The sequence below is a fragment of the Pseudomonas bijieensis genome, assembly GCF_013347965.1.
GTDB lineage: Bacteria > Pseudomonadota > Gammaproteobacteria > Pseudomonadales > Pseudomonadaceae > Aquipseudomonas > Aquipseudomonas bijieensis.
Map to the genome: position 1 here is coordinate 1,329,995 of NZ_CP048810.1, position 24,125 is coordinate 1,354,119.

At 61.5% G+C, this 24,125-nt stretch carries 23 protein-coding genes; 6 read left to right on the plus strand and 17 right to left on the minus strand.

Annotated elements, in window-relative coordinates; all coding sequences use genetic code 11:
- Positions 1 to 21 precede the first annotated feature (21 nt).
- A complete protein-coding gene (locus GN234_RS05505) occupies positions 22 to 741 on the plus strand; it encodes a FadR/GntR family transcriptional regulator (protein ID WP_109756056.1) in 720 nt (239 codons plus the stop codon).
- Between the two features lie 208 nt (positions 742 to 949).
- Here the strand turns inward: GN234_RS05505 and GN234_RS05510 are convergent, their stop codons facing one another.
- The 10 genes from GN234_RS05510 to GN234_RS05555 all read right to left on the minus strand — a co-directional run bounded on the left by GN234_RS05510 (position 950) and on the right by GN234_RS05555 (position 13,267).
- A complete protein-coding gene (locus GN234_RS05510) occupies positions 950 to 3,325 on the minus strand; it encodes an efflux RND transporter permease subunit (RefSeq protein ID WP_116832187.1) in 2,376 nt (791 codons plus the stop codon).
- 43 nt (positions 3,326 to 3,368) lie between these two features.
- Positions 3,369 to 4,421 carry a WD40/YVTN/BNR-like repeat-containing protein gene (locus GN234_RS05515; protein WP_176688041.1) on the minus strand — a complete coding sequence of 351 codons (1,053 nt, stop codon included), beginning with the start codon at positions 4,419 to 4,421 and terminating at the stop codon, positions 3,369 to 3,371.
- Positions 4,422 to 4,777: 356 nt separating this feature from the next.
- Positions 4,778 to 7,435 (minus strand): aminopeptidase N, encoded by a 2,658-nt coding sequence (gene pepN, locus GN234_RS05520; RefSeq protein ID WP_176688042.1) that lies wholly within the window; start codon positions 7,433 to 7,435, stop codon positions 4,778 to 4,780.
- Positions 7,436 to 7,448: 13 nt separating this feature from the next.
- Positions 7,449 to 8,279 carry a DUF2797 domain-containing protein gene (locus GN234_RS05525; RefSeq protein WP_116832184.1) on the minus strand — a complete coding sequence of 277 codons (831 nt, stop codon included), beginning with the start codon at positions 8,277 to 8,279 and terminating at the stop codon, positions 7,449 to 7,451.
- On the minus strand, positions 8,276 to 8,536 hold the full coding sequence (locus GN234_RS05530; protein ID WP_109756050.1) for a YeaC family protein: 261 nt from the start codon (positions 8,534 to 8,536) through the stop codon (positions 8,276 to 8,278). The genes GN234_RS05525 and GN234_RS05530 overlap by 4 nt, the downstream gene beginning before the upstream one ends.
- A 72-nt stretch (positions 8,537 to 8,608) precedes the next feature.
- Positions 8,609 to 9,532, minus strand: coding sequence for a tetratricopeptide repeat protein (locus GN234_RS05535; RefSeq protein WP_176688043.1), 924 nt, complete (start codon positions 9,530 to 9,532; stop codon positions 8,609 to 8,611).
- A complete protein-coding gene (locus tag GN234_RS05540) occupies positions 9,532 to 10,017 on the minus strand; it encodes a hypothetical protein (RefSeq protein ID WP_109756048.1) in 486 nt (161 codons plus the stop codon). Before GN234_RS05540 ends, GN234_RS05535 begins: the two co-directional genes overlap by 1 nt.
- Positions 10,017 to 11,366: an ATP-binding protein gene (locus tag GN234_RS05545; RefSeq protein WP_109756047.1), complete on the minus strand. Its 1,350-nt coding sequence runs from the start codon at positions 11,364 to 11,366 to the stop codon at positions 10,017 to 10,019. The genes GN234_RS05540 and GN234_RS05545 overlap by 1 nt, the downstream gene beginning before the upstream one ends.
- A gap of 39 nt (positions 11,367 to 11,405) precedes the next feature.
- Positions 11,406 to 12,380, minus strand: coding sequence for a metallophosphoesterase (locus tag GN234_RS05550; RefSeq protein WP_176689558.1), 975 nt, complete (start codon positions 12,378 to 12,380; stop codon positions 11,406 to 11,408).
- Entirely contained in the window at positions 12,377 to 13,267 is an 891-nt protein-coding gene (locus tag GN234_RS05555) for an NAD(+) kinase (protein ID WP_003202709.1), read from the minus strand. Before GN234_RS05555 ends, GN234_RS05550 begins: the two co-directional genes overlap by 4 nt.
- On the opposite strand from GN234_RS05555, the gene GN234_RS05560 reads away from it, so the two are divergent.
- Positions 13,259 to 14,335 (plus strand): DUF1853 family protein, encoded by a 1,077-nt coding sequence (locus GN234_RS05560; RefSeq protein WP_411828783.1) that lies wholly within the window; start codon positions 13,259 to 13,261, stop codon positions 14,333 to 14,335. The two genes, GN234_RS05555 and GN234_RS05560, sit on opposite strands and share 9 nt — an antisense overlap.
- Before the next feature lie 130 nt (positions 14,336 to 14,465).
- Here GN234_RS05560 and GN234_RS05565 read toward each other — a convergent pair whose 3' ends face one another.
- The 3 genes from GN234_RS05565 to GN234_RS05575 all read right to left on the minus strand — a co-directional run bounded on the left by GN234_RS05565 (position 14,466) and on the right by GN234_RS05575 (position 16,912).
- The gene (locus GN234_RS05565) at positions 14,466 to 15,749 is read right to left on the minus strand and encodes an arsenic transporter (protein ID WP_109756044.1); all 1,284 of its coding nucleotides are present in this window, start codon (positions 15,747 to 15,749) and stop codon (positions 14,466 to 14,468) included.
- A gap of 37 nt (positions 15,750 to 15,786) precedes the next feature.
- A complete protein-coding gene (locus GN234_RS05570) occupies positions 15,787 to 16,137 on the minus strand; it encodes a metalloregulator ArsR/SmtB family transcription factor (protein WP_109756043.1) in 351 nt (116 codons plus the stop codon).
- Between the two features lie 217 nt (positions 16,138 to 16,354).
- Positions 16,355 to 16,912, minus strand: coding sequence for an NADPH-dependent FMN reductase (locus GN234_RS05575; RefSeq protein ID WP_109756042.1), 558 nt, complete (start codon positions 16,910 to 16,912; stop codon positions 16,355 to 16,357).
- Positions 16,913 to 17,097: 185 nt separating this feature from the next.
- Here GN234_RS05575 and GN234_RS05580 point away from each other — a divergent pair, with 185 nt between their 5' ends.
- Both GN234_RS05580 and GN234_RS05585 read left to right on the plus strand, forming a co-directional pair.
- Positions 17,098 to 17,361 carry a hypothetical protein gene (locus GN234_RS05580; RefSeq protein ID WP_109756041.1) on the plus strand — a complete coding sequence of 88 codons (264 nt, stop codon included), beginning with the start codon at positions 17,098 to 17,100 and terminating at the stop codon, positions 17,359 to 17,361.
- Between the two features lie 86 nt (positions 17,362 to 17,447).
- Entirely contained in the window at positions 17,448 to 18,341 is an 894-nt protein-coding gene (locus tag GN234_RS05585) for a LysR family transcriptional regulator (RefSeq protein WP_176688044.1), read from the plus strand.
- Here the strand turns inward: GN234_RS05585 and GN234_RS05590 are convergent.
- From GN234_RS05590 to GN234_RS05605, 4 genes are all read right to left on the minus strand, one after another.
- The gene (locus tag GN234_RS05590; protein WP_163853996.1) at positions 18,307 to 18,921 is read right to left on the minus strand and encodes a GNAT family N-acetyltransferase; all 615 of its coding nucleotides are present in this window, start codon (positions 18,919 to 18,921) and stop codon (positions 18,307 to 18,309) included. The two genes, GN234_RS05585 and GN234_RS05590, sit on opposite strands and share 35 nt — an antisense overlap.
- A 268-nt stretch (positions 18,922 to 19,189) precedes the next feature.
- Complete coding sequence (gene dnaQ / locus GN234_RS05595; protein WP_109756038.1) at positions 19,190 to 19,951, minus strand: DNA polymerase III subunit epsilon; 762 nt, start codon at positions 19,949 to 19,951, stop codon at positions 19,190 to 19,192.
- Positions 19,952 to 20,192: 241 nt separating this feature from the next.
- Positions 20,193 to 20,645: a ribonuclease HI gene (gene rnhA, locus GN234_RS05600; RefSeq protein ID WP_030142629.1), complete on the minus strand. Its 453-nt coding sequence runs from the start codon at positions 20,643 to 20,645 to the stop codon at positions 20,193 to 20,195.
- A gap of 88 nt (positions 20,646 to 20,733) precedes the next feature.
- On the minus strand, positions 20,734 to 21,492 hold the full coding sequence (locus GN234_RS05605; RefSeq protein WP_109756037.1) for a methyltransferase domain-containing protein: 759 nt from the start codon (positions 21,490 to 21,492) through the stop codon (positions 20,734 to 20,736).
- Between the two features lie 65 nt (positions 21,493 to 21,557).
- On the opposite strand from GN234_RS05605, the gene gloB reads away from it, so the two are divergent.
- Positions 21,558 to 22,325: a hydroxyacylglutathione hydrolase gene (gene gloB, locus GN234_RS05610; protein ID WP_176688045.1), complete on the plus strand. Its 768-nt coding sequence runs from the start codon at positions 21,558 to 21,560 to the stop codon at positions 22,323 to 22,325.
- Positions 22,326 to 22,424: 99 nt separating this feature from the next.
- Positions 22,425 to 23,873, plus strand: a complete 1,449-nt coding sequence (locus tag GN234_RS05615; RefSeq protein WP_116832178.1) for a transglycosylase SLT domain-containing protein — start codon at positions 22,425 to 22,427, stop codon at positions 23,871 to 23,873.
- Positions 23,874 to 24,125 lie beyond the last annotated feature (252 nt).

The window sequence follows — 24,125 nt, forward strand, 5'->3', positions numbered from 1 at the left end:
CACAGGATCGCGCCATCCCCCATGGATTACCGTAAACCCTCCGACCGCAAAAGCATGCACGCGCGCATCGTCCAGGAACTGGGTATGCAGATCGTCTCCGGGCGTTTCAAACCGGATGACAAACTGCCCGCCGAAGCCTTGTTGTGCGAAGAGTATGCGGTCAGCCGCCCGGTGCTGCGCGAAGCCACACGGGTGCTCGTCGCCAAGGGCCTGGTGTATTCGCGCCCGCGCGTGGGCACGGTGGTCAAGGCCCGCCGGGAATGGCACATGCTCGACCCTGACGTGCTGCACTGGCTGATGCAGAGCAGCCCGCAAAACGAATTCTTCGGTTTGCTGACCAGCGTGCGCAGTATCATCGAGCCGGCCGCTGCCGCCCTCGCTGCGCAATTCGCGACCGACAGCGACATCGCCGCCATCCGCGAAGCCTACCAGCGCATGGAAGCGGCACCGACCCCCGAGGCCGTGCTGCAACCGGACCTGGACTTCCACAGCCGCATCGCCGACGCCACCCACAACGATCTACTCGCCAACCTGTGCAACATGTTGTCGGTGGCCATCGCCGAAGCGCTCAAGCACTCCAACCAGCGGCCCAACCTGCACGAGTTGGCGATGCCGCGGCACAAGGCGATCCTCACCGCCATCGAAAACCGCGATGCCCTCGGCGCCCGCCATGCCACCCTAGTGCAGTTGGACGACGCCCGTAGCGCGCTGAATGTGGTGCTGGGCGCCGATCCTTCCTGATACCCCCCTGGCAACCACCCGACGTGGCACACCTCAGATTGGCTGGAATGATCAGTCTGTGGGTCACTAGAAAACCTGTGGGAGCGAGCTTGCTCGCGATGGCGGACGGACATTCAACACCTTCATTGACTGTCACACCGCTATCGCGAGCACGCTCGCTCCCACATGGGTTCGCCACTAGGGCTGTACTGGACAGGTTCGCCCTCGATCAATGTGCAAACAACGAATTACCCTTCTGCCCCGCCAGCTTCTCCGGCTTGATCAGGAACCGTGCCAGCGCCGGCAGCAGCCACAGCGCACCGAACATGTTCCACAGCAACATGAACGTCAGCATCAAGCCCATGTCGGCCTGGAACTTGATGGCCGAGAAGATCCAGGTGCACACGCCGATGGCCAGGCACAGGCCGGTGAACAATACGGCTTTACCGGTGGACTTCAGGGTCTGGTAGTAGGCCTCCTGCAACGGCAATCCGGCGCGCAGGAAGCTCTCCAGGCGGCTGTAGATGTAGATCCCGTAGTCCACGCCAATCCCCACGCCGAGGGCGACCACCGGCAAGGTCGCGACCTTCACGCCAATGCCCATGAAGGCCATCAGGGCGTTGCCCAGTACAGAGGTCAGTACCAGCGGCAGCACGATGCACAGCGTCGCCGCCCAGGAGCGGAAGGTGATCATGCACATGGTCGCCACGCAGATGTACACCAGGATCAGGATGGTCAGTTCCGATTCCTTGATCACTTCGTTGGTGGCCGCTTCGATGCCGGCGTTACCGGCGGCGAGGATGAACTCCAACCCGTCACGGTTGTTTTCCTTGGCGAAGTCCTGCACGGCCTTCACCGCGCGATCCAGGGTCTCGGCCTTGTGGTCGTTGAGGAACACCAGCACCGGCGCCAACGAACAGCTGTTGTTGTACAGGCCATCGGCCCGGGCGATGGAGTTGTTCAGCACGTCAGGGTTGCGCGACAGGGTTTCCCATTTCAGGTTGCCCTCGTTCATGCCCTTGATCATCTGCTTGGACACGGTCACCAGGGAAATCGCCGACTGCACGCCCTCGGTGTTCTGCATCTTCCACATCAGCTCGTCGATGGGCGCCATGGCTTCATAACGCGAGCAGCCTTCGGCCTTGGTCTTGACCATCACCACCAGTACATCGGAACTGGTGGAATAGTTGCTGATGATGAAGTTGTTGTCCTGGTTGTAGCGCGAGTCTGGACGCAGTTCCGGCGCGCCCTGGTCGAGGTCGCCGATCTTCAGGTTCTGGCTGTACCAGAGGCCACCGCCAAAGGCGATCACCGCCAGGGCAATGGACACTGGCGCGACCTTGGCGCTGGCGAAGTTCGACAGCATGCGCCAGAACGGATGTTCGCGGGTCGCGTCTTTCTTGCTGCGCTCGACCGCGCGCTTGCTGATGCCAGCGTAGGAGATCGCCACCGGCAGCAGGATCAGGTTGGTGAACACAATCACCGCCACACCGATGGAGGCGCCAATGGCCAGTTCGCGGATCACACCGATGTCGATGATCAGCAAGGTGATGAAGCCCACGGCGTCCGCCAGGATCGCAATCATCCCCGGCAGGAACAACTGCCGGAAAGTGCGCCGCGCCGCGGTCAGGGCGTTGTCCGCCTCGCTGGACTGCAAGGCGATACCGTTGATTTTCTGCACGCCGTGGGAAATGCCGATGGCAAAGATGAGGAACGGCACCAGCATCGAGTACGGATCCAGGCCGAAACCGGCGGCGTGCATCAGCCCCAATTGCCAGACCACCGCCACCAGGGTAGTGGTCAATACCGCAATGGTGCTGCGCATGCAGTTGGTGAACCAGTACAGCAGGATCAGGGTGATGACGAACGCCACGCCGAAGAACAGCACCACCATGACCAGGCCGTCGATCAGGTCGCCGACTTTCTTGGCGAAGCCGACGATATGGATCTGCACATTCGGGTTCTGGGCCTCGAACTTGTTGCGGATCTTGTCTTCAAGCTCGTGGGAAAATTTCCGGTAGTCGAGGGCGAGCAATTTGCCCTGGTCCTGCGGATCCGGATAGGACTCCAGCAGCGGGATGTCGATAATGCTCGACTTGAAATCGTTGGCCACCAGGCGCCCGACCTGGCCGGACTTGAGCACGTTGTTGCGCAGCAGATCGAGGCTGTCGGCCGAGCCGTTATAGCTCTGGGGGATCACCTCGCCACCGGCGAAGCCCTCCTCCGTCACTTCGGTCCAGCGCACGCTCGGGCTCCACAATGACTTGAGCCCGGAACGGTCGACGCCGGAGATGTAGAAGACCTCGTCGTGGATCTGGCGCAGGGTCTCCATGTATTCCTTGGAGAAAATGTCGCCATTGGTGGCTTCCACGGAGATGCGCACCGTATTGCCCAGGTTCGCCAGGTCGTTGCGGTGTTCGAGCATCTTCTGGATGAAGGGGTGCTCGAGGGGGATCATTTTTTCGAAGCTGGTCGATGGCCGGATCAGCGTGGCCTGCCAGAACAGGAAAATGCTGACCAACAGGCAAATGACGATCACTGCCGGGCGGTTGTTGAAAATCAGGCGCTCGAGGAACGTCGCCTTGTCTTGGTGATGACTGCTCATGGGTTCCGCCTTCTTGTTTTTATGCCCTTCTTGCAGGCCTGACTCATTTGCTCAGTTCGGCGCCGGTGGACGTGGTGGCACGCACGCCGCCTTGCCCCGCCAGGATCAGGTTGCCGTTGCCTGCCGCCGTAACGGCTGCCACGGAAATCCGGTCCGGACGGTTGAACACGCTGAAGGTCACGCCGTCGTCGGTGCTGCGCACCACGCTGCCGCCGTTGCCGACAATCACGATGGAACCGTCCGCCAACAGCGTGGCGCCTGACAGACCAAACTCCAGGGCGCCCCGAGCGGCCTTGAGCTCGACCTGTTCCCAGGTACCGCCAAAGTCCGTGGAGCGATAAAGGTTGCCGCGCAAGCCGTAGGCCAGCAGCGTCGAGGGTTGGGCGGTGCCGATGACCCCGAACAGCGAGCCTTCGTAAGGGCCTTCGACCTTTTCCCAGGTCTGCCCCCAGTCGGCGGAGCGGAACATGCTGCCGGCCTCGCCGACAATGAACAGTCCGGCATCTTTCACAGCGGCGATGGCATTGAGGTGGAACTGGTCTTCGTTATCGAGGCGGTCGCTGACACTTTCCCAGTGCTGGCCGCCGTCGGTGGTTTCCAGCAGCGCACCGTAGGCACCCACGGCGAAACCGTTACTGGCATCCTTGAACCAGACATCCAGTAGCGGCGCTTCACGGGTCAGGTCTTCGAATTGCTTGGTCCAGGTGCTGCCACCGTCATCGCTGGCGAGGATCTGCGCGTCGTGCCCCACGGCCCAGCCGTGTTTGTCATCGACGAAAAATACCGCGGTAAGCAATTGGCGAGTCGGCACCTTGGCCTGGGTCCAGGACTTGCCCTGGTCGTCCGAATAGACAATGTGGCCCCGATCACCGACCGCCACCAGGCGCTGGCCGGCGTGGACCACATCGAGCATCAGGGTTTTGCTGGCCTTGGCCGATTCGACGGAATAGATGACATCGGATGTCGACGCCGCAACAGCCATCACCGGTGCCGATAACACGGCAGAGCCCAGCAGCGAGAGCGCCGAAGCCAGCAACGCGACCCTGCGCAGCATCGGCGGCCGGCTGCGGCCCACAGCCATGACAGGCTCATTCATAGACCTTTCCCCCATTATTATTGTTATGGCTTGGTACGTTGCCAGTCTTGGAGCATAGTCCTGAAACCTGCAATCTAGAGCCACTTCGGAAGCTGACCTATCCTATCGGGCTTTCGAAAGGTCTGACAATCGACGCCACGTTATCTTTTGTTAACCAGGAGGATATCGCCAAGGGTGAATCGGAAGACATTCGTGAGACTGATGAATGTGGCGAGGGAGCTTGCTCCCGCTGGAGGCCGAAGGACTCCCTGATCTTGGTCCACCCGCTATTTGCAGCGAAAGTGAATCAGGATCAGGCCTGCTTCGCAGGCCAGCGGGAGCAAGCTCCCTCGCCACACAGGTAACGCAGTGCCTGTTTATGCCAGGCTCTTGCTCACCACCTCGAACACATCGGCGGAGAGCGCGCCGGACGCCAGGATACGTTCCAGCTCGGCTTTCATCAGCGCCTGGCGGGCACTGTCGTATTTGCGCCAGCGGGTCAGCGGCGCCAGTTGCCGCGAGGCGATCTGCGGGTTGAAACCGTTGAGCTGGATCACCAGGTCCGCCAGGAAGCGATAGCCCGAACCGTCGGCGGCGTGGAAGTTGATCAGGTTCTGTCCGGCGAATGCACCAATCAGCGCCCGCACCTTGTTCGGGTTCTTGATGTTGAACGCCGAGTGCTCCATCAATGCCTTGACCCGCGCCAGGCCACCCGGCAGCGGGCTGCCGGCCTGGACGCTGAACCATTGGTCCATGACCAGCGGGTTGCCCTTGAAGTTTTCCGCGAACACTTCCAGAGCCTTGGCCTTCTCGGCTTCGAACGGCGAATTGACCAGCACTGCCAGCGCGGTCAGACGCTCGGTCATGTTATCGGCGGTATCGAACTGCTCCAGGGTCGCGCTCAGCACCTCGGGCTTGTCGGTAAGCATCAGGTACGACAATGCGATGTTCTGCAATGCGCGACGGGCGAAATGCTCGGCCTCGGCCACGTATGGCGTGCGTTTCGACAGGTCGCGGTTGGCTTCATAGCGCAGCCACAGGGCTTCGAACAGGTTATCGGCCAATTGCTGGCGGGCGAACTCGCGAGCGGCATGGATCGCCTCGACGTCGGCCACTTCGCTGATTTCCGTCAGATAGGCTTCACTCGGCAGCGAGAGCATTTCCGCGACCATGGCCTGATCCAGGGATTCGTCCGACAGCACCGTGCGCAAGGCGCTGACCAGACGCGGATCCAACGACAGGCTGGTGCCCTGCTGATGCTGGGCGATCAGTTCCTGCAACACCTGCACCGACAATTGCTGGCCGGCATCCCAGCGGTTGAAACCGTCGCTGTCGTGCTGCATCAGGAACATCAGTTGGTCGCGGTTGTACGGGAAGCTCAGTTTCACCGGTGCCGAGAAACCACGCAGCAACGATGGCAAAGGTTGTTCGGCGATGTCGACAAAGGTGAAGGTCTGCTCGGCTTCGGTCACCGAGATCACCCGGGACGTGCCGCTCGCCGCGGCTTCACCGGCCAGGCGCAACGGGATTTCGGCGCCCTTGCTGTCGAGCAGGCCCAGTTCGACGGGAATCACGAACGGCAGCTTTTCCTGCTTGTCCGGGGTCGGCGGGCAGCTCTGGCTGAAGGTCAGGCTGTAAGTCTTGGCCGTAGCGTCGTAGGACTCGCTCACCGCCAGCCGTGGCGTACCGGCCTGGCTGTACCAGCGCTTGAACTGAGTCAAGTCGACGCCATTGGCATCTTCCATGGCCTTGATGAAATCATCGCAGGTCACGGCCTGGCCATCATGGCGTTCGAAATACAGATCACTGCCCTTGCGGAAACCCTCAGGCCCTAGCAGGGTGTGGATCATGCCGACCACTTCCGAGCCCTTTTCGTACACGGTCAGGGTGTAGAAGTTGGAGATCTCGATGAAGCTGTCTGGACGCACCGGGTGGGCCATGGGGCCGGCGTCCTCGGCGAACTGGTGGGTGCGCAGGTAGGCCACGTCCTGGATACGCTTGACGGTGGCGGAGTTCATGTCGGCCGAGAACCCGGCATCGCGGAACACCGTGAAACCTTCCTTGAGCGACAGCTGGAACCAGTCGCGGCAGGTCACACGGTTGCCCGACCAGTTGTGGAAGTATTCGTGGGCGACGATCGCCTCGACCCGCTGGTGCGCGGCATCGGTGGCGGTTTCGGCGCGGGCCAGCACAGCGCTGGAGTTGAAGATATTGAGGCCCTTGTTCTCCATGGCGCCCATGTTGAAATCGTTGACCGCAACGATCATGAAGATGTCCAGGTCGTATTCACGCCCGTACACTTCCTCGTCCCAGCGTATCGACTTCTTCAGGCTGGTCATGGCGTGCTGGCATTTGTCGATGTTTTCCGGCTCGACATAAATGCGCAGGGCCACGGTGCGCTCGCTCATGGTGGTGAAGGTGTCTTCGACGCACCACAAGTCACCGGCCACCAGGGCAAACAGGTAGGCAGGCTTCTTGAACGGGTCTTCCCAGGTCGCCCAATGGCGGCCGTCTTCGCCAGGACCGCTGGCAATCGGGTTGCCGTTGGACAGCAGCACCGGATAACTGTGCTGCTCGGCCACCACGGTGGTGGTGAACTTGCTCATCACGTCCGGGCGGTCGAGGTAATAGGTGATCTTGCGGAAACCTTCGGCCTCGCACTGGGTGCAGAACATGCTGCCGGATTTGTACAGGCCTTCCAGGGCGGTGTTGGTTTCCGGGTGGATCCTGACGGTAGTATCGACCGTGAAGGCCTGGGCCTTGGGCTGCAGGGTCAGGTGACTGTCGTCCAACTGGTAGTCGCCCTGCCCCAGGTCGGCGTCATCGAGCTTGAGCGAAACCAGTTCCAGGTGCTGGCCATCGAGCACCAGCGGTGGCAGCCCGGCCCCGCGCTCGGGGTTGCGGCGCATCACCAGTTGCGCATGGACCAGGCTGTGGTCCTCGAACAACTCGAAGGTCAGGTGCGTCTCGTCGATCAGGTATTCGGGGGCCTGATAGTCCTTCAGGTAGATCATCTTCGGTTGTTCGGTGCGCATGGGTCGAGTCCTTCTACTGATGCACGGCGAGCTGGTAGGCCGTGTATTTACGAATATTGATCACGCCGGTGTCGAAAATCAGGTACTGGCCCTTGATCCCCAGCAGCGTGCCTTCAGCAATCGGGTTCTTGTCCAGGTTGAAACTGACGATCTTGGCCGGGTATTGCTCCACCGGATAACGGATCTCGATAGGCTCGACGTCCGCTATGGTCTGGATCGCCTGTAAGCCAAAACGTTCCTGCAAACCCTGCAATCCCTGGGCGCAGCTTTCGAACAGCGAGTCACGGATCGCCGGCAGGTCCACCGCCACGGCGTCGCCCTTGAGCAATGCGCGCCAGTTGGTCTTGTCCGCCACCTGGCTGCGGAACAGGTCTTCGACAAACCCCGATTGCTGACGCGTGGCGACCCGCAGGATCGGCAGCGCCTGGCTGGCGCCCTGGTCCAGCCAGCGGGTCGGCAATTGCGTGGCACGGGTAATGCCGACCTTCACGCCCGAGGAGTTCGCCAGGTAGACCACATGATCGGTCATGCAGAACTGCTCGCCCCAGGCCGGCTCACGGCAGGTGCCCGCCTCGAAATGGCAGCGTTCGGGGCTCATGATGCACAGGTCGCACTGGGCCAGCTTGGTCATGCAAGGGTAGCAATAACCCTGGCTGAAGCTGGTCTTGGTCCGGCGCCCGCAATGGGTGCAGTGGATCGCACCGAGAAACTCCAGGCGCACCGTGCTGCCAATCAACGGGTTGACCGGCACCTCGGCATCGCCCAGGCGAAAGGCGTATTGAACAGTCGGCCCGTCAAGGCGCGCCGACATCTTGCTGATTGCACCGCGGCCAATCTCGATCAATGGATGGCGTCCGACTTGAACAGGATATTCGGGACGGTGGTCGACTTCGACTGGCACTCCTGCGGGCCCATGTAGCCGGTGCGCTCGTCTTCGGGCAGGTTCTGGATCTCCCAGGCGATCATCGCTTGCAGCGACAACTCGCGCTGCTCGGCGGTGAGCTTGTTGCCATCGGCCCATTTACCGATTTCCACCGCCAGTTTCAGGCTTTGGTAGATGTCAGGGGTGATGTTCTCGATCATTTCTGCAAAAGACGACATGTTAAGCAATCTCCAATAATGTCGCGGGTTCCAAGGCAAAGCACGACTGACCGCCGTGTGGGCACTCGCTGTTTAGAATTCCCTGGACAGCTTGACCTGGGCCAGCTCTTTTTCCAGGGAGTGCCTGAATATCTGTGGCGCGGCAAAGGTGTACGCGGCAAACCCCAGCCATAGCCAATCAATCACCTGGGCCACCTGCGGGTAGCCCTGGGCCGTCAGGGTGATGACCACCACCCGATAGACCACGAACATGAGCAACAACACCACGATGGCGCGACTGGCGCTGCGCTCGCTCATCCAACTGTTGAATCGCCACCATGTTCCCAGAAACAGACTGCTGCGAGCCTTGACGGCAGTCAGCAAGTGCAGCGCGGCCCGGTCATTGGCGTTTTCCTGCAAGGCCCAGATCGCGTGCTCGCGCGCGCCCTCGACGTCACCTTCGCGCAATAGCAAGTGCCCGAGTACCACCACGGCCCCGGTATGCCCTGGCTCGACCTGCAAGGCCTGGCGGGCGAACTGATGCGCTTGCCCCCACTGGCCGCTGGCACGATAAAACTGGGCCATGGCCACCAGGTTGGACGCATCGTCGGGGGCCAGTTCCAGGGCTTTTTCCAATGGTTCGCGGCTTTGTTCCAGGCGGCCGGTCAACTGGTAAAGGTCGGCCAGCGTGCGGTAGTTGACCGGATTGAGCGGTTCCATATCCAGCAACTGGGTCAAGTGTTCCTGGGCCAGCTTGAACTTGCGCAAGGCAATGGCAACCTGGGCGGCAGCGTAATGGGCGAGCGGCAACTGTGCATCGGCCAGCAGCGCCAACTGCACCTCGCGCCTGGCGGCATGCACGCGGCGCAGATTGATCAGGCACACCGCCAGCAACGCATGGGCTTCGGCCGAGTCCGGATCGCTCGCCAGCAATTGGCGCAGCGCGTCGATGGCACCGTCGTAATGGTCGGCCTGCAAGCGTTGATACGCCAGTTGCAGCAGATAATCGGTATTCATCAGCTCACCACCAGATACCAGAGAGTGGCAGGCACCCACTTGATGACCATGCCCTTGAGCACGAACGCGCCAATCAACACCACTGGCAAACCGAAGCGGTTCAGCACGCCACCGTAGTATTGGTAGATCTCGATGGTCGCGTTCTGCTGCATGAACAGCAGATAGCCGATGGCAAGCTTCCACACCACCAAGGTCAACAAGGCGTACTGAATCTGCGCCTGGCTCTGGATGTACCCCGCCTCTACCAATTGCAGCAATCCCAAACCGATGAGCAGGCTGCCCACCAGGCAAAGGCCGGCCAGCAACCATTCACGCACCCGGGTCGGGCTGCCCACCGCGATGGCGTTGAAGACAAACCACGGCAAGCCGAGCCAGGCGCCCCCCAACATCAGCCCCAGCAGCGGCCAGAAAGGCGAGACGGCCCACTTGGCCAGGGCGCCCGGACGTGGCTCGTCCTCAATGCGATAACCACCGTACTGCGCCATCAGCGACCCTTCCCGTGTTTGTCGAGGAAGGCCAGCACTTCGTCGTACTGGTTGCCTTCATTGGCATAGCGCGCGTAGTTGCGCGCCGTGGTCAGCCATTCCAGGGTGGTTGCCCGCACTTCCTTGAGCGCCTGCTTGAAATGCCGGTCGCAGATCGGTTGCTCGCTCGCGCCGCTGATGGACTCTTCGATCGCTTCGTCAGCGGCGGTTTCCACCAACTCACCCAGGTCCGCACCGGAAAAGCCCGAGGTGTTTTTCGCCAGGAAGGCAAAGTCGATGTCCTCGGCCGTCGGACGACCTTCCATCATCAGCTTGAGCATGGCTTCCCTGGCTGGCCGGTCGGGTGGCGGCACGAACAACACCCGGTCAAAACGCCCCGGGCGCCTGAAGGCCGAGTCCACCGACCAAGGCACGTTGGTCGCGGCGAGGATCAGTACGCCGTGGTTGTCCTTGGTAAAACCGTCCATCTCGGACAGGAACTGGCTGACCAGCTTCGAAGAGGTCGAGTCCCGGGTGTTGGAACGCTTGCCACCCAAGGCCTCGACTTCATCGAAAAACATTACCGCCGGAGCCTGGGCACGGGCCTGTTCGAACAGCGCGTGCAACTTGCGCTCGGATTCGCCGATGTACATGTCCAGGACATCGGAAATGGCCACGTTGAAGAACGTCGCCTTGCACTCCCCGGCGGTGGCCCGCGCCAGCATGGTCTTGCCACATCCCGGAGGCCCATAGAGCAACACGCCCCCGCCGACCCGCTTGCGAAAGCGCTGGAACAGGCCGGGCTTCTGGTAAGGCAGGATGATTTTCTTGTGAATGGTTTTCTTCAGCTCGTCCAGGCCACCGATATCATCGAAGGACAGGGCTTCCTTTTCCGGCACCAACAGGCGCCGGACCTCGGTCTGGTCGGTGTTGTCATTGGAGATCACGCGCAAGCGCGGACGCCCTTGCGCAGCGGAAAAGTCGGTCACGGATACGTTCAAGCGACGCCATAGCGCCATGTCTTCCAGGGCCGGGTTGGCGTCTACCGCGGCACGGTATTCCACCTGGGCTTCCTTCATCTGCTCAAGGGCTGCGAAGGCGCGCGCCCTGAGCATCCGCGCGGCAGGCTCGTTGCCTTCAATCAGGCCGAGGGCCCGTTGCGCCTGGCTCGCGGCGATACATAACCTGGCCGCGGCCATTTTCAAGGCCTGGGCATCGCTCCATTGCTCAAGATCGGCAGGCAACAACCCAAGCCCGCGCTCGTACTCGCTGCGCTCGACACTGGCGTCGAGCAACAGTGTCAGCAGCGCGACGTTACCGGGGGCAGCCAGGAGCGCGGCCTCCAGTTGGTCGAACGTCGAATCATCCATGGCACTTCCTCAAAAAATGCGTTCGCGTGACAGACAGTCTCACTGCACCACCTCCGGCCGCTCGACATCGACCCAGACAAACTTGTGCGGGTCCAGACGGGTTTCCTGGTCCAGGCGATAAGCAACCAGTTTGCCGTAGAGCACCGCACTGTAATCCAGGCAGGCCAGGTTCGGGCGAATCGGCGCGGGTTTACCGCTGCGCCAATAGTGGCCGACGAACAGCAAGGGTTCATGGGCGCCATAGCGCAACAGGTTGTTTTTTTCATCCGGCGACAGCGGCGTACGGGCCACCGGCTCCGGCAAGGCGTCGGGCTGGAACACGATGTCGCCGTAGGTCTGCGGGTTGTCTTCCCAGAACTTGGTGCGGAAAAACGAACGGGTCAGGCCATCGCCACCGGTCAGCGTCAGGCCATGGGGCAGGCGCATATCGGTGCCGCGCAGCAAACGATCGAACACCGTGCAGGCAAAACTGCCCGGTTGCGCCGAGGCCTGGAGGAAATGCTCGTCGACACAACCGTCCGGGAACAGCCCACGCAACGGTTCGATCAGGCCCGCATCCCAACAGGCATGCACCACCCGGAACCGACCGGCATCGACAAACAGCGGCAGGTCATAGAACCATTCGAGGAAGTCGTGCCAATCACCGGGATGCTGCTCGAACTGGGTCAGGGTCTCGTGGAGCAAGCGGGCGTGACGCGGTGTGTGTTCACGCACGTAGCGCTGGCCGCTGCCGGGCAAGGCCGGTGTGCTCCAGCCCAGGGCATTGAACTCGTGGTTACCCATGATGCACAGCGCCTGACCGGCCACGACCATGTCATGGACGATATGCAGCGCCTCACGAATCCGCGGGCCACGGTCGATGATGTCCCCCAGGAACACGGCCATGCGCGACGGATGCCGCCAGACCCCGCCCTGCTTGTGGTAACCGAGTCGGTCCAGCAGGTGTTCCAGGGTCAGGGCGCATCCGTGCACGTCACCGATCAAATCGTAACTGCGCGCAGGATCGAGCATCAGTCGCCTCCACCCCCCAACCGACTGCCCCAGCCGAGCTTGGTCCGGCAGACTTCGTAGTAATTGTGATCCAGCGGATGGATCAGGCGCAGCTTCTGCGCTTTCTTGCTGACGGTGATGGTGTCACCCGGCGCGCAGGTGAAATGGTTCTGACCGTCACAGGACACTTGCGGGTAGATCTGCATATCCTTGGACACAACGATTTTCAGCTCACTGTTGCCATCGACCACAATCGGTCGCCCAGACAAGGTATGGGGGTACATGGGCACGATCACAATAGCGTCGAGCTTGGGGTGCATGATCGGCCCGCCGGCTGAAAGCGCGTAAGCCGTGGAACCGGTCGGGGTCGCGACGATCAGGCCGTCGGCCTTCTGGCTGCAGACGAACTGACCGTCGATGTACAGTTCGAATTCGATCATGCGCGTGGATTTGCCGGGGTGCAGCACCACGTCATTGAGGGCATCGCCCTGGCCGATGGCCTCGGCGTGACGGCGGACCTCGGCTTGCAGCAGGAAGCGGTTTTCCACCAGGTAATGGCCGTCCAGCACCTCGGCGACCTTGGTCTCCAGCTCGTCAGGGCGGATATCGGTGAGGAACCCCAGGCTGCCGCGGTTGATCCCCAGCACCGGGATATTGTGCCGCGCCAGGGCCCGGGCGGCCCCCAGCAGGCTGCCGTCGCCGCCAACCACGATCACCATGTCGCAGACTTCGCCGAGCATCTTGCGCGACGAGGTCTGCAGGCCATGGCCCGGCAACACTTCGGCGATGGTATCTTCGAGGATCACATGCAGGTGCCGCTCCAGGAGGAAACGTTTGAGACGGCGAACGGTGTCCAACACCTGCGAACTGCCCAGGCGACCGATGATGCCGATATTGCGAAATTGCTCCATGAGGCTCCTGCGAGGGTCTGCGGCGGGCGAAAACCACGATTATGGGCGAAAGCGCTCCATAGACAAAATTCTTTAAGCCTTGCCACAGGCTATGCTCGCAAAATGATCCTGTTCCCTGAATTGCTGGACTTGCCCCGCCGCCTACGCCATCCCGAAGTGCGCGACCTCGCGTGGGCGATCATCGCCCCGCCGATGCTCATCGACACGCCCTGGCCCCAGCGCCATCCCCTGGCCGGCAGTGACTGGGTGCAGGATCCCCATCGACTGGAACACTGGCTGCGGCAATTGGACCGCGACAGCTACCCATTGCTGCACTGCCTGTCCCAAGGGCGGACACGACGCCTGGGCCTGTATTACGAAAGGCTCTGGCAGTTTGCCGTGCAGCATGCCCCGGGCATCGAATTGATCGCCGCGAATCTGCCGATCCGGCGCGAAGGCCATACGCTGGGCGAACTGGACCTGCTGCTGCGCGATCGCGACGGCATCCACCACCTGGAGCTGGCCATCAAGTTGTACCTCGGGCCGCAGGACGGCAATGGCCGGGACGCCGCGCAGTGGCTCGGGCCGGGCTGTCACGACCGGCTCGACCGTAAACTGGCGCATCTGCGCGAACACCAATTGCCGATCTCGGCCCGCCCGGAAAGCCGTGAGGCCTTGGCGACCTTGGGCATTGAACCGGCCGGCCTCGAGTCGTTTCGCTCCGAGCTCTGGCTCGGCGGCTACCTGCTTTATCCCTGGCCGGGCCGGGCCGACCCGCCAACCGGTGCGCACCCTCGGCATTTACGGGGCAGTTGGCTGCATCAGCGTGATTGGCCAGCATTCGTCGACCAACGTCCACCAGGGCGCTGGCAACCCCTGCCCCGCGCCGCCTGGCTGGCCCCGGCCCACTATCCGGCGGAGCAGACCTGGGACACCTCGCAACTGGAGGCCTGGCGAATGGCCCTAGAGCCCATGGCGCCGGCGCAGTTGATGGTGCGCCTGACTGAAAATGCCGAGGGCGAGTGGGAGGAAGCCGAGCGGGTATTCCTGGTGGCCGATCTTTGGCCGGATGTGCCGGGTACCGGATGAGTTTTGTGGCGCCTTTCAGGGCTTCATCGCGAGCAGGCTCGCTCCTACAGGGTTATGTGCAGATCATCGAAGCTGTAAACAACACAATCCACTGTGGGAGCGAGCCTGCTCGCGATGCAGCCAACTCGGTTCAGATGGACAACCGCAAAGCCAACGCCGCCAACGTCACCAGCAACACCGGCACCGTAAGCACGATCCCGACCTTGAAGTAATACCCCCAGCCGATCCGGATATTCTTGCGCTCCAGCACATGCAGCCACAGCAACGTCGCCAGGCTGCCAATCGGTGTGATTTTCGGGCCCAGGTCGCTGCCGATGACGTTGGCGTAGATCATCGCCTCCTTCACCACCCCGGTGGCCTGGCTGGCATCGATGGACAAGGCACCGATCAGCACCGTCGGCAAATTGTTCATCACCGACGAGAGCAACGCCGTCAGCACGCCGGTGCCCATCGCCGCACCCCACACGCCATATTCGGCGAAACCGTCGAGCCAGTGGGCCAGGTAGCCGGTCAGCCCGGCGTTGCGCAGGCCATAGACCACCAGGTACATACCGAGGGAGAAAATCACGATCTGCCAGGGCGCTTCCTTCATCGCCTTGCGGGTGGAAATCTTGTGACCGCGGGCCGCGACTGCCAGCAGCAACGCCGCACAGACCGCGGAGATCGCACTGATGGGAATCCCCAGCGGCTCCAGGGCAAAGCAGCCCAACAACAGGATCACCAACACCACCCAACCGGCATAAAACGTCGCCTTGTCGTGGATCGCCGTCGCCGGATCGTCCAGTTGATGCGGATCGTAGTCACGCGGGATGTCGCGACGAAACAGCCACAGCAGTATCGCCAGGCTCGCCGCCACACTGACCAGGTTCACCGGCACCATGACCGCCGCGTAGCGGTTGAAACCGATGCCGAAGAAATCCGCCGAGACAATGTTCACCAGGTTCGACACCACCAAGGGCAGGCTCGCGGTGTCGGCAATGAAACCAGCCCCCATCACGAACGCCAGGGTCGCCGCCGGGGAAAAACGCAACGCCAGCAACATCGAAATCACGATGGGTGTCAGAATCAGCGCCGCTCCGTCATTGGCAAACAGCGCCGACACCAGCGCCCCCAGCAGCACCATGAACGCAAACAGCTTGCGCCCACTGCCCTTCCCCCAACGGGCCACATGCAAGGCCGCCCAGGCGAAGAAGCCGGCCTCGTCCAGCAGCAGGCTGATGATGATCAGCGCGACAAAGGTCCCGGTGGCGTTCCAGATAATCTGCCAGACCAGCGCAATGTCACCGACCTGCACCACCCCGCTCAACAGGGCCAGCAACGCGCCGAGCGTCGCGCTCCAGCCAACGCCAAGCCCCCTGGGCTGCCAGATCACCAGCGTAATGGTCAGCAGGAAAATCAACGACGCGATGAGCATGCGCAACAGCCTTGAAAGAAGGTTTGAAAAGAGGAAATCAGCAGCAACGCGCCACCGGACGATCAACCATGGCAACCAAACGCTCGACATCGGCCATCAGCCATGCCGTGTTGGCGGCCAACGCCTGCTCCAGCAAGGTGCTGACCCAGGACGGCAACTGCGGATGCAGACGGTAGTAGACCCATTGCCCTTGGCGCCGATCGCTGAGCAGGCCAGCGCTGCGCAGCTGCGCCAGGTGCCGGGAGATCTTCGGCTGGCTCAGGCCCAGCGCGGCGGTGAGCTCGCAGACACATAACTCGCCTTCGCGGGCCAACAGCAGCGCAATGCGTGTACGAGTGTCATCGGCCAGGGCCTTGAAGACATCGACGGGGTTGTGGGAATCGGACATGGCGACGGAAAGCCTGGATGAGCGAAGGGCGAATATATGGAGATTCGAATATTCAGTAAAGCGCGGATTGAAGGGGGGCGCACTTGTGGCGAGGGAGCTTGCTCCCGCTGGACTGCGAAGCAGGCCCTGGAGCGGTTGCTGCGCAACCGAGCGGGAGCAAGCTCCCTCGCCACAAGCCAGCTCCCTCGCCACAGGGTTTACCTGAAATCTCGGGGCATCAAACCTTCTTGTGTTGCTCGACCCACTTGCCATAGGCATTGATGAACGTTTGCAGGAAAGGCCGTACCGACTCCGACAGCTTGCCCGCCTCGTCAAACGCCGTCCCGGCACCGCTCAGGTAGGCTTCCGGCTGCTGCATGCAGGGAACGTCGAGGAATACCAGCGACTGGCGCAAATGATGGTTGGCACCGAAACCGCCGATGGCACCCGGCGAAGCACTGATCACCGCACCCGGCTTGCCACTCAGGCAACTCTGGCCGTAGGGACGCGAACCGACGTCGATGGCATTTTTCAACGGTGCCGGCACCGAGCGGTTGTACTCAGGCGTAACGAACAACAAAGCATCAGCCGCGCCCACCTGTTGACGGAATGTGGTGTAGGCTGCCGGCGGCGTTACGTCAATGTCTTCGTTATAAAGCGGCAACTCGCCGATTTCAACGATGTTCAGTTTCAGATTGGCCGGTGCCAGCTCCGCCAGCGCCAGTGCTACCTTGCGGTTGATCGATGCCTTGCGCAGGCTGCCCACTAAAACGGCCACTGTGTAGACATTACTCATGAGAGGCTTCTCGACTGTCGGCTCAAAGGAGCCTGTAGTTATAGATGATCGGCATCACAATTGGACCAGTGGAGAGACGAAAACCCGCCGGCTGGACTATTTTTTTCATGTAGGAAAACTTACCGCGCTTGACCGGGGTCTACAGAACCGCAAATCGAGTGATCTATTTCCAGAGGTTCTAAGCAATGGCAGCAGTACTTGTCGGACAATTTCATGCGCGGGACGCCGAAGGTCGCGTCTATTCGGTGCATGAGTTCCAGGAATCGACCCCGTCGCCCGACGGAAATGGCAAGGAGCCTGTCACTACCTATAAGTTGGCGATCGGTGATCGCGTCAACAAACTCGACGACGGAAAATTCGTGCTGGTGCAGTCGCAAATCGAACTGACGCGCGAGCCGGAAACGCCGCTGCAAGCTCAAACGCCCACTGAAACGCAAATCGCCTTATAAACGGTTGTTATGAGCAGAAGTCATGCCCGGACTTGGGTTAGGATTCAGCCATTCAATGGCTCACCCGCCGAACATGGACTTCTTGCATGCGTTTACGCCACATCGAAGTGATCCAGGCGCTGCTGCAGACCGGTCACCTCGGCACGGCGGCCGAATGGCTGCAACTGCCGGTGACGGAGGTCGAGGCGATCCTGCGCGACGCCGAGGCCCAACTGGGCTTCATGCTGTTTGCCAGCGTGCGCGGGCGCTTGCAGGCCACCCGGGAAACCCTTGAGCTGCGTGACAGCATCACGCGGGTGTACGACACCCTCGAGCCGGTGCTGCGGCTGGCCAGCAGCCTGAAGCACTATCAGGCACCCCCTCTGCGTATCATCTGCACCCCGCCGCTGGCCCAACAATTATTACCCCAGAGCATCGCCGCCCTGCGTCGACGTCATCCGGATGCGCCTTGCACCCTGCTCAGCCAACCGACCCGCGACATCGTCCACAGCTTGCTATTGCGTGAAGCCGACCTTGGACTGAGCCTGCACGACCCTGAACACCCCGACATCCATTGCCAGATGATCGCCCAGGGCAAACTGCAATTGCTGGCGCCCCACGGCTGGCTGCAACCGCGGCAGAAATACGTTTCGCTACAGGATCTGGCAGGCCAGTCGTTGGTGGGGCTCGATGGCCATGACCCGCTAAGCCCGGCGTTCGAGCATAAACTGGCGGCGCTACGCCCGGCACCGGTGATCCAGATCCGCGTACAGACCCATCAGATGATGCGCGCCATGGTCGAGGCCGGCGAAGGCCTGGCCATCGTCGACCCTTTCACCGCCTCGGGCGCCAAGGACGGCGGCCTGGACGTCTGCCCGGTGTCGCCCGCTATCCCGATTGGTCTCTATGCCCTGAGCCTGAACGGCACGACGCCCTCGCCCGCCGTTCAATCGCTGCTGGAACGGGTTACGGAACAAGCCGAGGCGTTGCTGGGCCACTGATCGACATGCCCAACGGATCGTCGAACAGCCGATACCAGAACAACGCCACTTCAGCGGTATGTCGGTCAATGCCGCGATAGCGCAAGTGATCGATGCCGCCGAGCACATAACCGCAGCGCTCATAGAGCCGGCAGGCCCCCAGGTTGTTGTTCTGGGTTTCCAGCATGATCCCCGGCAGTTTTTTCTTGCGGCTCCAGAAGTGCGCGACATCGAGCAGCGCCTTGGCCACCCCGTGGCGACGGGCCGGAGCATGCACCGCCAGTTCGTCGATGTGGGCGAAACCGTTCCAGTTGGTACTGACCACCAGATGCCCCACCGGTTGATCGTCGAGATAGGCCATGAAGATCTCGCTGTCCGGGGCATCGCGAAAGCTGCTGAACTCTTCGGGATCGATGCCGTAGCACTTGCGATAGGGAACGATGGGCGTCACCGGCCACTGGCTCACGGGCCGACCTATCTGCGCCGTACCGTAGTCGCTGACTTCGAAACTGAAATCACTGCCCCATATATAGGCGGCGAAGCCATCATCGACAACGCGCACCGACAACCCCGGGTGCTTGGGATTCATGACCGGTTGCATACTGGGGAAGGTCCTCATTCCTTGAGGCAACCAACGGCGTATTGCCATCCATTGCCCTTGCCTTTCAAGTCTTCACACATCAAGCGGGATCCATAGCCTGCCCGTTACCTCAGGTTAGAAGGTCGTGGCGATTGTGGCGAGAAATGAACAATTGGTTGGTGGCATCCTTTAGTAGGAGCGGGCTTGCTCACGAAAGCGGTGGGTCAGCTTGCATGTGTGCTGAGCGTACCGACACCTTCGCGAGCAAGCCCGCTCCCACAGGGGTTCATCAGTTCGCCGCGGCCTGCGCCTCGGCCAACTGCGTCCACAATGCCGGAGCACCTGCGGACTTGGCGATGGCTTCCAGACGCGCGGCATGTTCGGCCAGGTCGCTTTCGCTGGCACGGATGATCCGCGCTGGCTGACGGTCAGCGGGCAAACGGCGGATTTCCGTGGCCTGGTTGCCGGAGCCTTCGCCGGTACCATTGCCGTCCGAGGCGTTGCCGGCCAGGGACAGGCTGGTCTGGCCACCGGTCATGGTCAGGTAGACGTCGGCCAGGATCTCGGAGTCGAGCAAGGCGCCGTGCAGTTCACGGCCGGAGTTGTCGACACCGTAGCGCTTGCACAAGGCATCGAGGCTGTTGCGCTGCCCCGGGTGACGCTCCCGGGCCATCATCAGGGTATCGAGGATGGTGCAGTGCTGGGTAATGTCAGCCCGGTCGTGCTGGCCCATCAGGGCAAATTCGTTGTTGATGAACCCAACGTCGAACGCCGCGTTGTGGATGATCAACTGCGCGCCCTGGATGAATTCGAAGAACTCATCGGCCACTTCGGCGAAACGCGGCTTGCCCACCAGGAATTCGTTGGTAATGCCGTGCACGCCAATGGCGCCCTCGTCACTTTCACGATCCGGTTGCAGGTAAACGTGGAAATGGCGACCGGTCAGGCGCCGACCGATCAGCTCGACACAACCGATTTCAATAATCCGGTGACCATCGGTCACCGGCATGCCGGTGGTTTCGGTATCCAGTACTACAGATCTGTTGGCCATCAGTGTTCAGCTCTCAACGGGCAGTCTTGCAAAAGCGCGGATCTTAACACGCTCTTGTCGCAAGGGGATTTACCTGGGAGCCAGGCTCCTGGAAGCAAGTGATGAACGAGAGCAAACACTGTGGGAGCAAAGCTTGCTCGCGATAAAGATCATGCGGTCTTTCAGGAAAACCAGGGCGCCTGTGTCGCGAGCAAGCTTTGCTCCCACACAAGTGCCCGGGCCACAGGGGCGCAACCGAGAATCAAGCCTGCTTGTAACCCCGCACCTCATCCACCCCACGATTGGCCAACTGATCAGCCCGTTCATTGCCGTGGTGGCCGATGTGGCCGCGCACCCATTTCCAGGTGACGTTGTGGCGATTGACCTGCTCATCCAGCAATTTCCACAGGTCGGCGTTTTTCACCGGCTCCTTCGCCGCCGTCTTCCAGCCGCGTTTCTTCCAGTTGGCCATCCACTCGTTGATGCCTTTCATGACGTACTGCGAGTCGGTCACCAGCAGCACATCGCAAGGCCGCTTGAGTTCTTCCAGGCCACGGATCGCGCCCATCAGTTCCATGCGATTGTTGGTGGTATTGGCTTCGCCGCCCCAGAGCTCCTTCTCCACGCCCTTGCACACCAGCAACGCGCCCCAGCCACCCGGACCGGGGTTGCCCTTGCAGGCGCCATCAGTGAAGAGTTCTACGCTATCGCTCATGCCAATCTATCCAGAAAAAAATGCGAAGACCCGCCGATCGGGCCCGACAACACCCGCAGCCCAATGCCGGCAAGAACCATCGAAAAGGTTACGGCTCGATGTGGCGACGATTGACCTTGGCCATCGGCAAGGGAATCAGCTTGCCCATCGGCTCGCGTCGCGCCTGGCGTACCGGGCGCAGCCCGACCGCAATCTTGCGCGCCACCAATAGATAGAAACCGCCGCCGGACAGTTGCCAGTCACCAGCCTTGCGCTCCCACCCAGCCAGGCGCGCCTGCCACTTGGGCGAGGCAAGCGGCGGACGATAGCACCCGAAGCGGCGTTTCTCCAGCGCGAAGCCCAGCAGGTTGAGCCAATCGCCGACCCTTGAGGCCGAGATGCAGCGGGCCTGGCGCAAGGCGTCGTGGGCGAACACGTGACGCAACCCCCAACTGCTCCAGGGATTGATACCGACGATCAACAGATGGCCACCAGGACGCACGCTGCTGGCGGCTTCACGCAGCAAGCCATGGGGCGACAGGCAGAAGTCCAGGCCGTGCTGCAAGACCACGACGTCGGCGGCATGTTCGCTCAAGGGCCAGGCCTGCTCCTCGCAGACGATCTCCACCCCGGGCAACGGCGCGCCCAGGCGCACGTTACGCTGGACCTGCGGTGCCGACGGCGGGGTCTGGGCCGAAGGCCCGTAATGCACCAGGTAGCCGCCGAAGAACCGACCCAACTCGTCTTCGAGCATGCGCCGTTCTTCTTCCAGCAAAAATTGCCCGACAGGGCCGGACAGCCATTCACGGGCGGCGCTGATCAACGCCAGCCAGTCAGGATCAGCCTGAGCGAACGCTTCATCGGTCATTGCATTCTCCAACGCGTCAGGAAGTTCTAAGATGCGCCTTTGTTTTCCGCTTGGCGAATTCCACGATGATACAGATCAGTGCCCTGCCCGCATTCACCGATAACTACATCTGGTTGTTACAGGATCATGCCACCCAGCGCTGCGCCGTGGTCGACCCGGGTGACGCCGCGCCAGTGCAGGCCTGGCTCGAAGCCCATCCGGGCTGGGTCCTGAGCGACATCCTGGTCACCCACCATCACCATGACCATGTCGGCGGCGTCCAGACGCTGAAAAATGCGACGAACGCCACCGTCCATGGCCCGGCCAGCGAAAACATCCCGGCGCGGGACCAGGCCCTCAATGACAACGACACGGTCAGCGTGCTCGGCTGGGACTTCGATGTCTACGCCGTGCCCGGCCATACGCTGGGGCACATCGCCTACTACCACCATGGCCTGCTGTTCTGTGGCGACACCCTGTTCGCCGCCGGTTGCGGCCGACTCTTCGAAGGTACGCCGACGCAAATGCACCACTCGCTCAGTCGCCTCGCCGCCCTGCCTGAAGATACGCTGGTCTACTGCACCCATGAATATACCCTCGGCAACCTGAAATTCGCCGCCGCGGTGGAGCCAGGCAACCCGGACATCGCCGCCCGCCTGGAAAAAGTCAGCCGGCAACGCAGCGAAGGCATCATGACGCTGCCCTCGACCCTGGCCTTGGAAAAGCTCACCAATCCGTTCCTGCGCACGACTGAAACATCCGTTAAACAAAAAGCAGACGAACGGAGCGGCCAGCGAAACCAGACGCCGAGTGAGGTTTTTGCGGCCTTGAGGGCTTGGAAAGATACGTTCTAAGGCAGCTATCGATTGATACAAAAATTCTGAAAGGTTGACCTGTTGGGGTGCGCTTCCTAGAATCGGCCGACATTTTTGCCCGGAACTTACTTCCAGCCAATGTCGTCATCTATACGCAGGTCCGTCCAGTCAGACACATTGACCCGCTTGGCTCAAGCCATCGCGGTGGCTGTGTCCGCCACCTTGGCGGGCTGCCAGAGCACGAGCCAGCTGCCGCAGACCGACGCGGCCCACACGCCGAATATCGCCGCCCGCGCCAAACAGAAGCCGGTATGGCTCACTGAAAAACCCAGCCCCCAAGTACCCCAGGACATCTGGGAGCGCATGCGCCAGGGCTTCCAGTTGCAGGAAACCGCCGGGGTCAATCCACGTATCGAGCAACAGCGCCTGTGGTTCGCCAGCAACCCCTCCTTCCTGGAAAACGCCGGTGAGCGCGGCAGCCTGTACATCCATTACATCGTCGAACGCCTCGAAGAGCGCAACATGCCGCTGGAGCTGGCGCTGCTGCCGGTGATCGAGAGTGCCTACAACCCCATGGCCTATTCCCGGGCCAACGCAGTGGGCCTATGGCAATTCATCCCATCCACGGGGCGTTACTTCAACCTGCGCCAGACCCGCTTCTATGACGGGCGTCGCGATATCACCGCTTCTACCACGGCCGCCATGGACTACCTGACGCGCCTGCATGACATGTTCAACGGCGACTGGTTGCTGGCGCTGGCGGCCTACAACGCCGGCGAAGGCACGGTCAGCCGCGCCATCGAGCGCAACGAGAAGCTCGGCCTGCCCACCGACTACTGGAACCTGCCGCTACCCAGCGAGACCCAGGCCTATGTGCCGAAGCTGTTGGCGCTGTCCCAGGTGGTGCTGTCGCCCGATGCCTATGGCGTGAACCTCAACCCGATCGCCAACGAACCGTATTTCCAGGTCGTCGAGATCAACCAGCGCATGGACCTTTCCAAGGTCGCGGCAGTGGCCAATATCGACGAAGACGAGCTGTTCCAGCTCAACCCGGCCTTCAAGCAGCGCACCACCATCGACGGCCCGCAGCACCTGCTGGTGCCAACATCCAAGGCTCAGTTGCTGACCGCCAGCCTCTCGACCATGCGCCCGGAAGAGCTGATCAGCCAGCGCTCGCTCAAACCAGTCTTTGAAAATGTCGACGACAGCGAAGTGGAAGGCGCAAGACGTACCTACCGCGTCAAGCGCGGCGAGAACCTGGCCCAGATTGCCAAGGCCAACAACGTCCAGACCAAAGACCTGCAACGCTGGAACAAACTCAGCGGCAACAAGCTCAAGGTCGGCCAGACCCTGGTGATGCAGGACGCCAAGCCGACCAAGGCCACCGGCAAGCGCATCAGCACCGTGGTAGCCGCCAATACCAAGGACCAGAAGAAGCAGACCCAGTACAAGGTCAAGCAAGGCGACTCGCTGTATGTGGTAGCCAAGCGCTTCAACGTGGAAATGCAGCACCTCAAGCGCTGGAACCCGCGGATGGGCAAGGCACTCAAGCCTGGGCAGATGTTGACGGTCTACTCCCCGCACTAAGGTGACCGGGGAGCTTTGTGTGGTGAGGGGTTCATCTGTGGGAGCAAGGCTTGCCCGCGATGGCCACACTGCGGTTTAACAGTTGAACCGCGATATCGTTCATCGCGGGCAAGCCTTGCTCCCACAGGTCAAAGCTCCCACAAAGAGGATAAATCCCCTCACCAAAGGTTCTGCGCTCGGCCGGTATCCGCTTAGCCGACTGGCACCCCCCTCTAAACCCCGCCTTTTTCCTGCCGATACAAGCTGTTACTG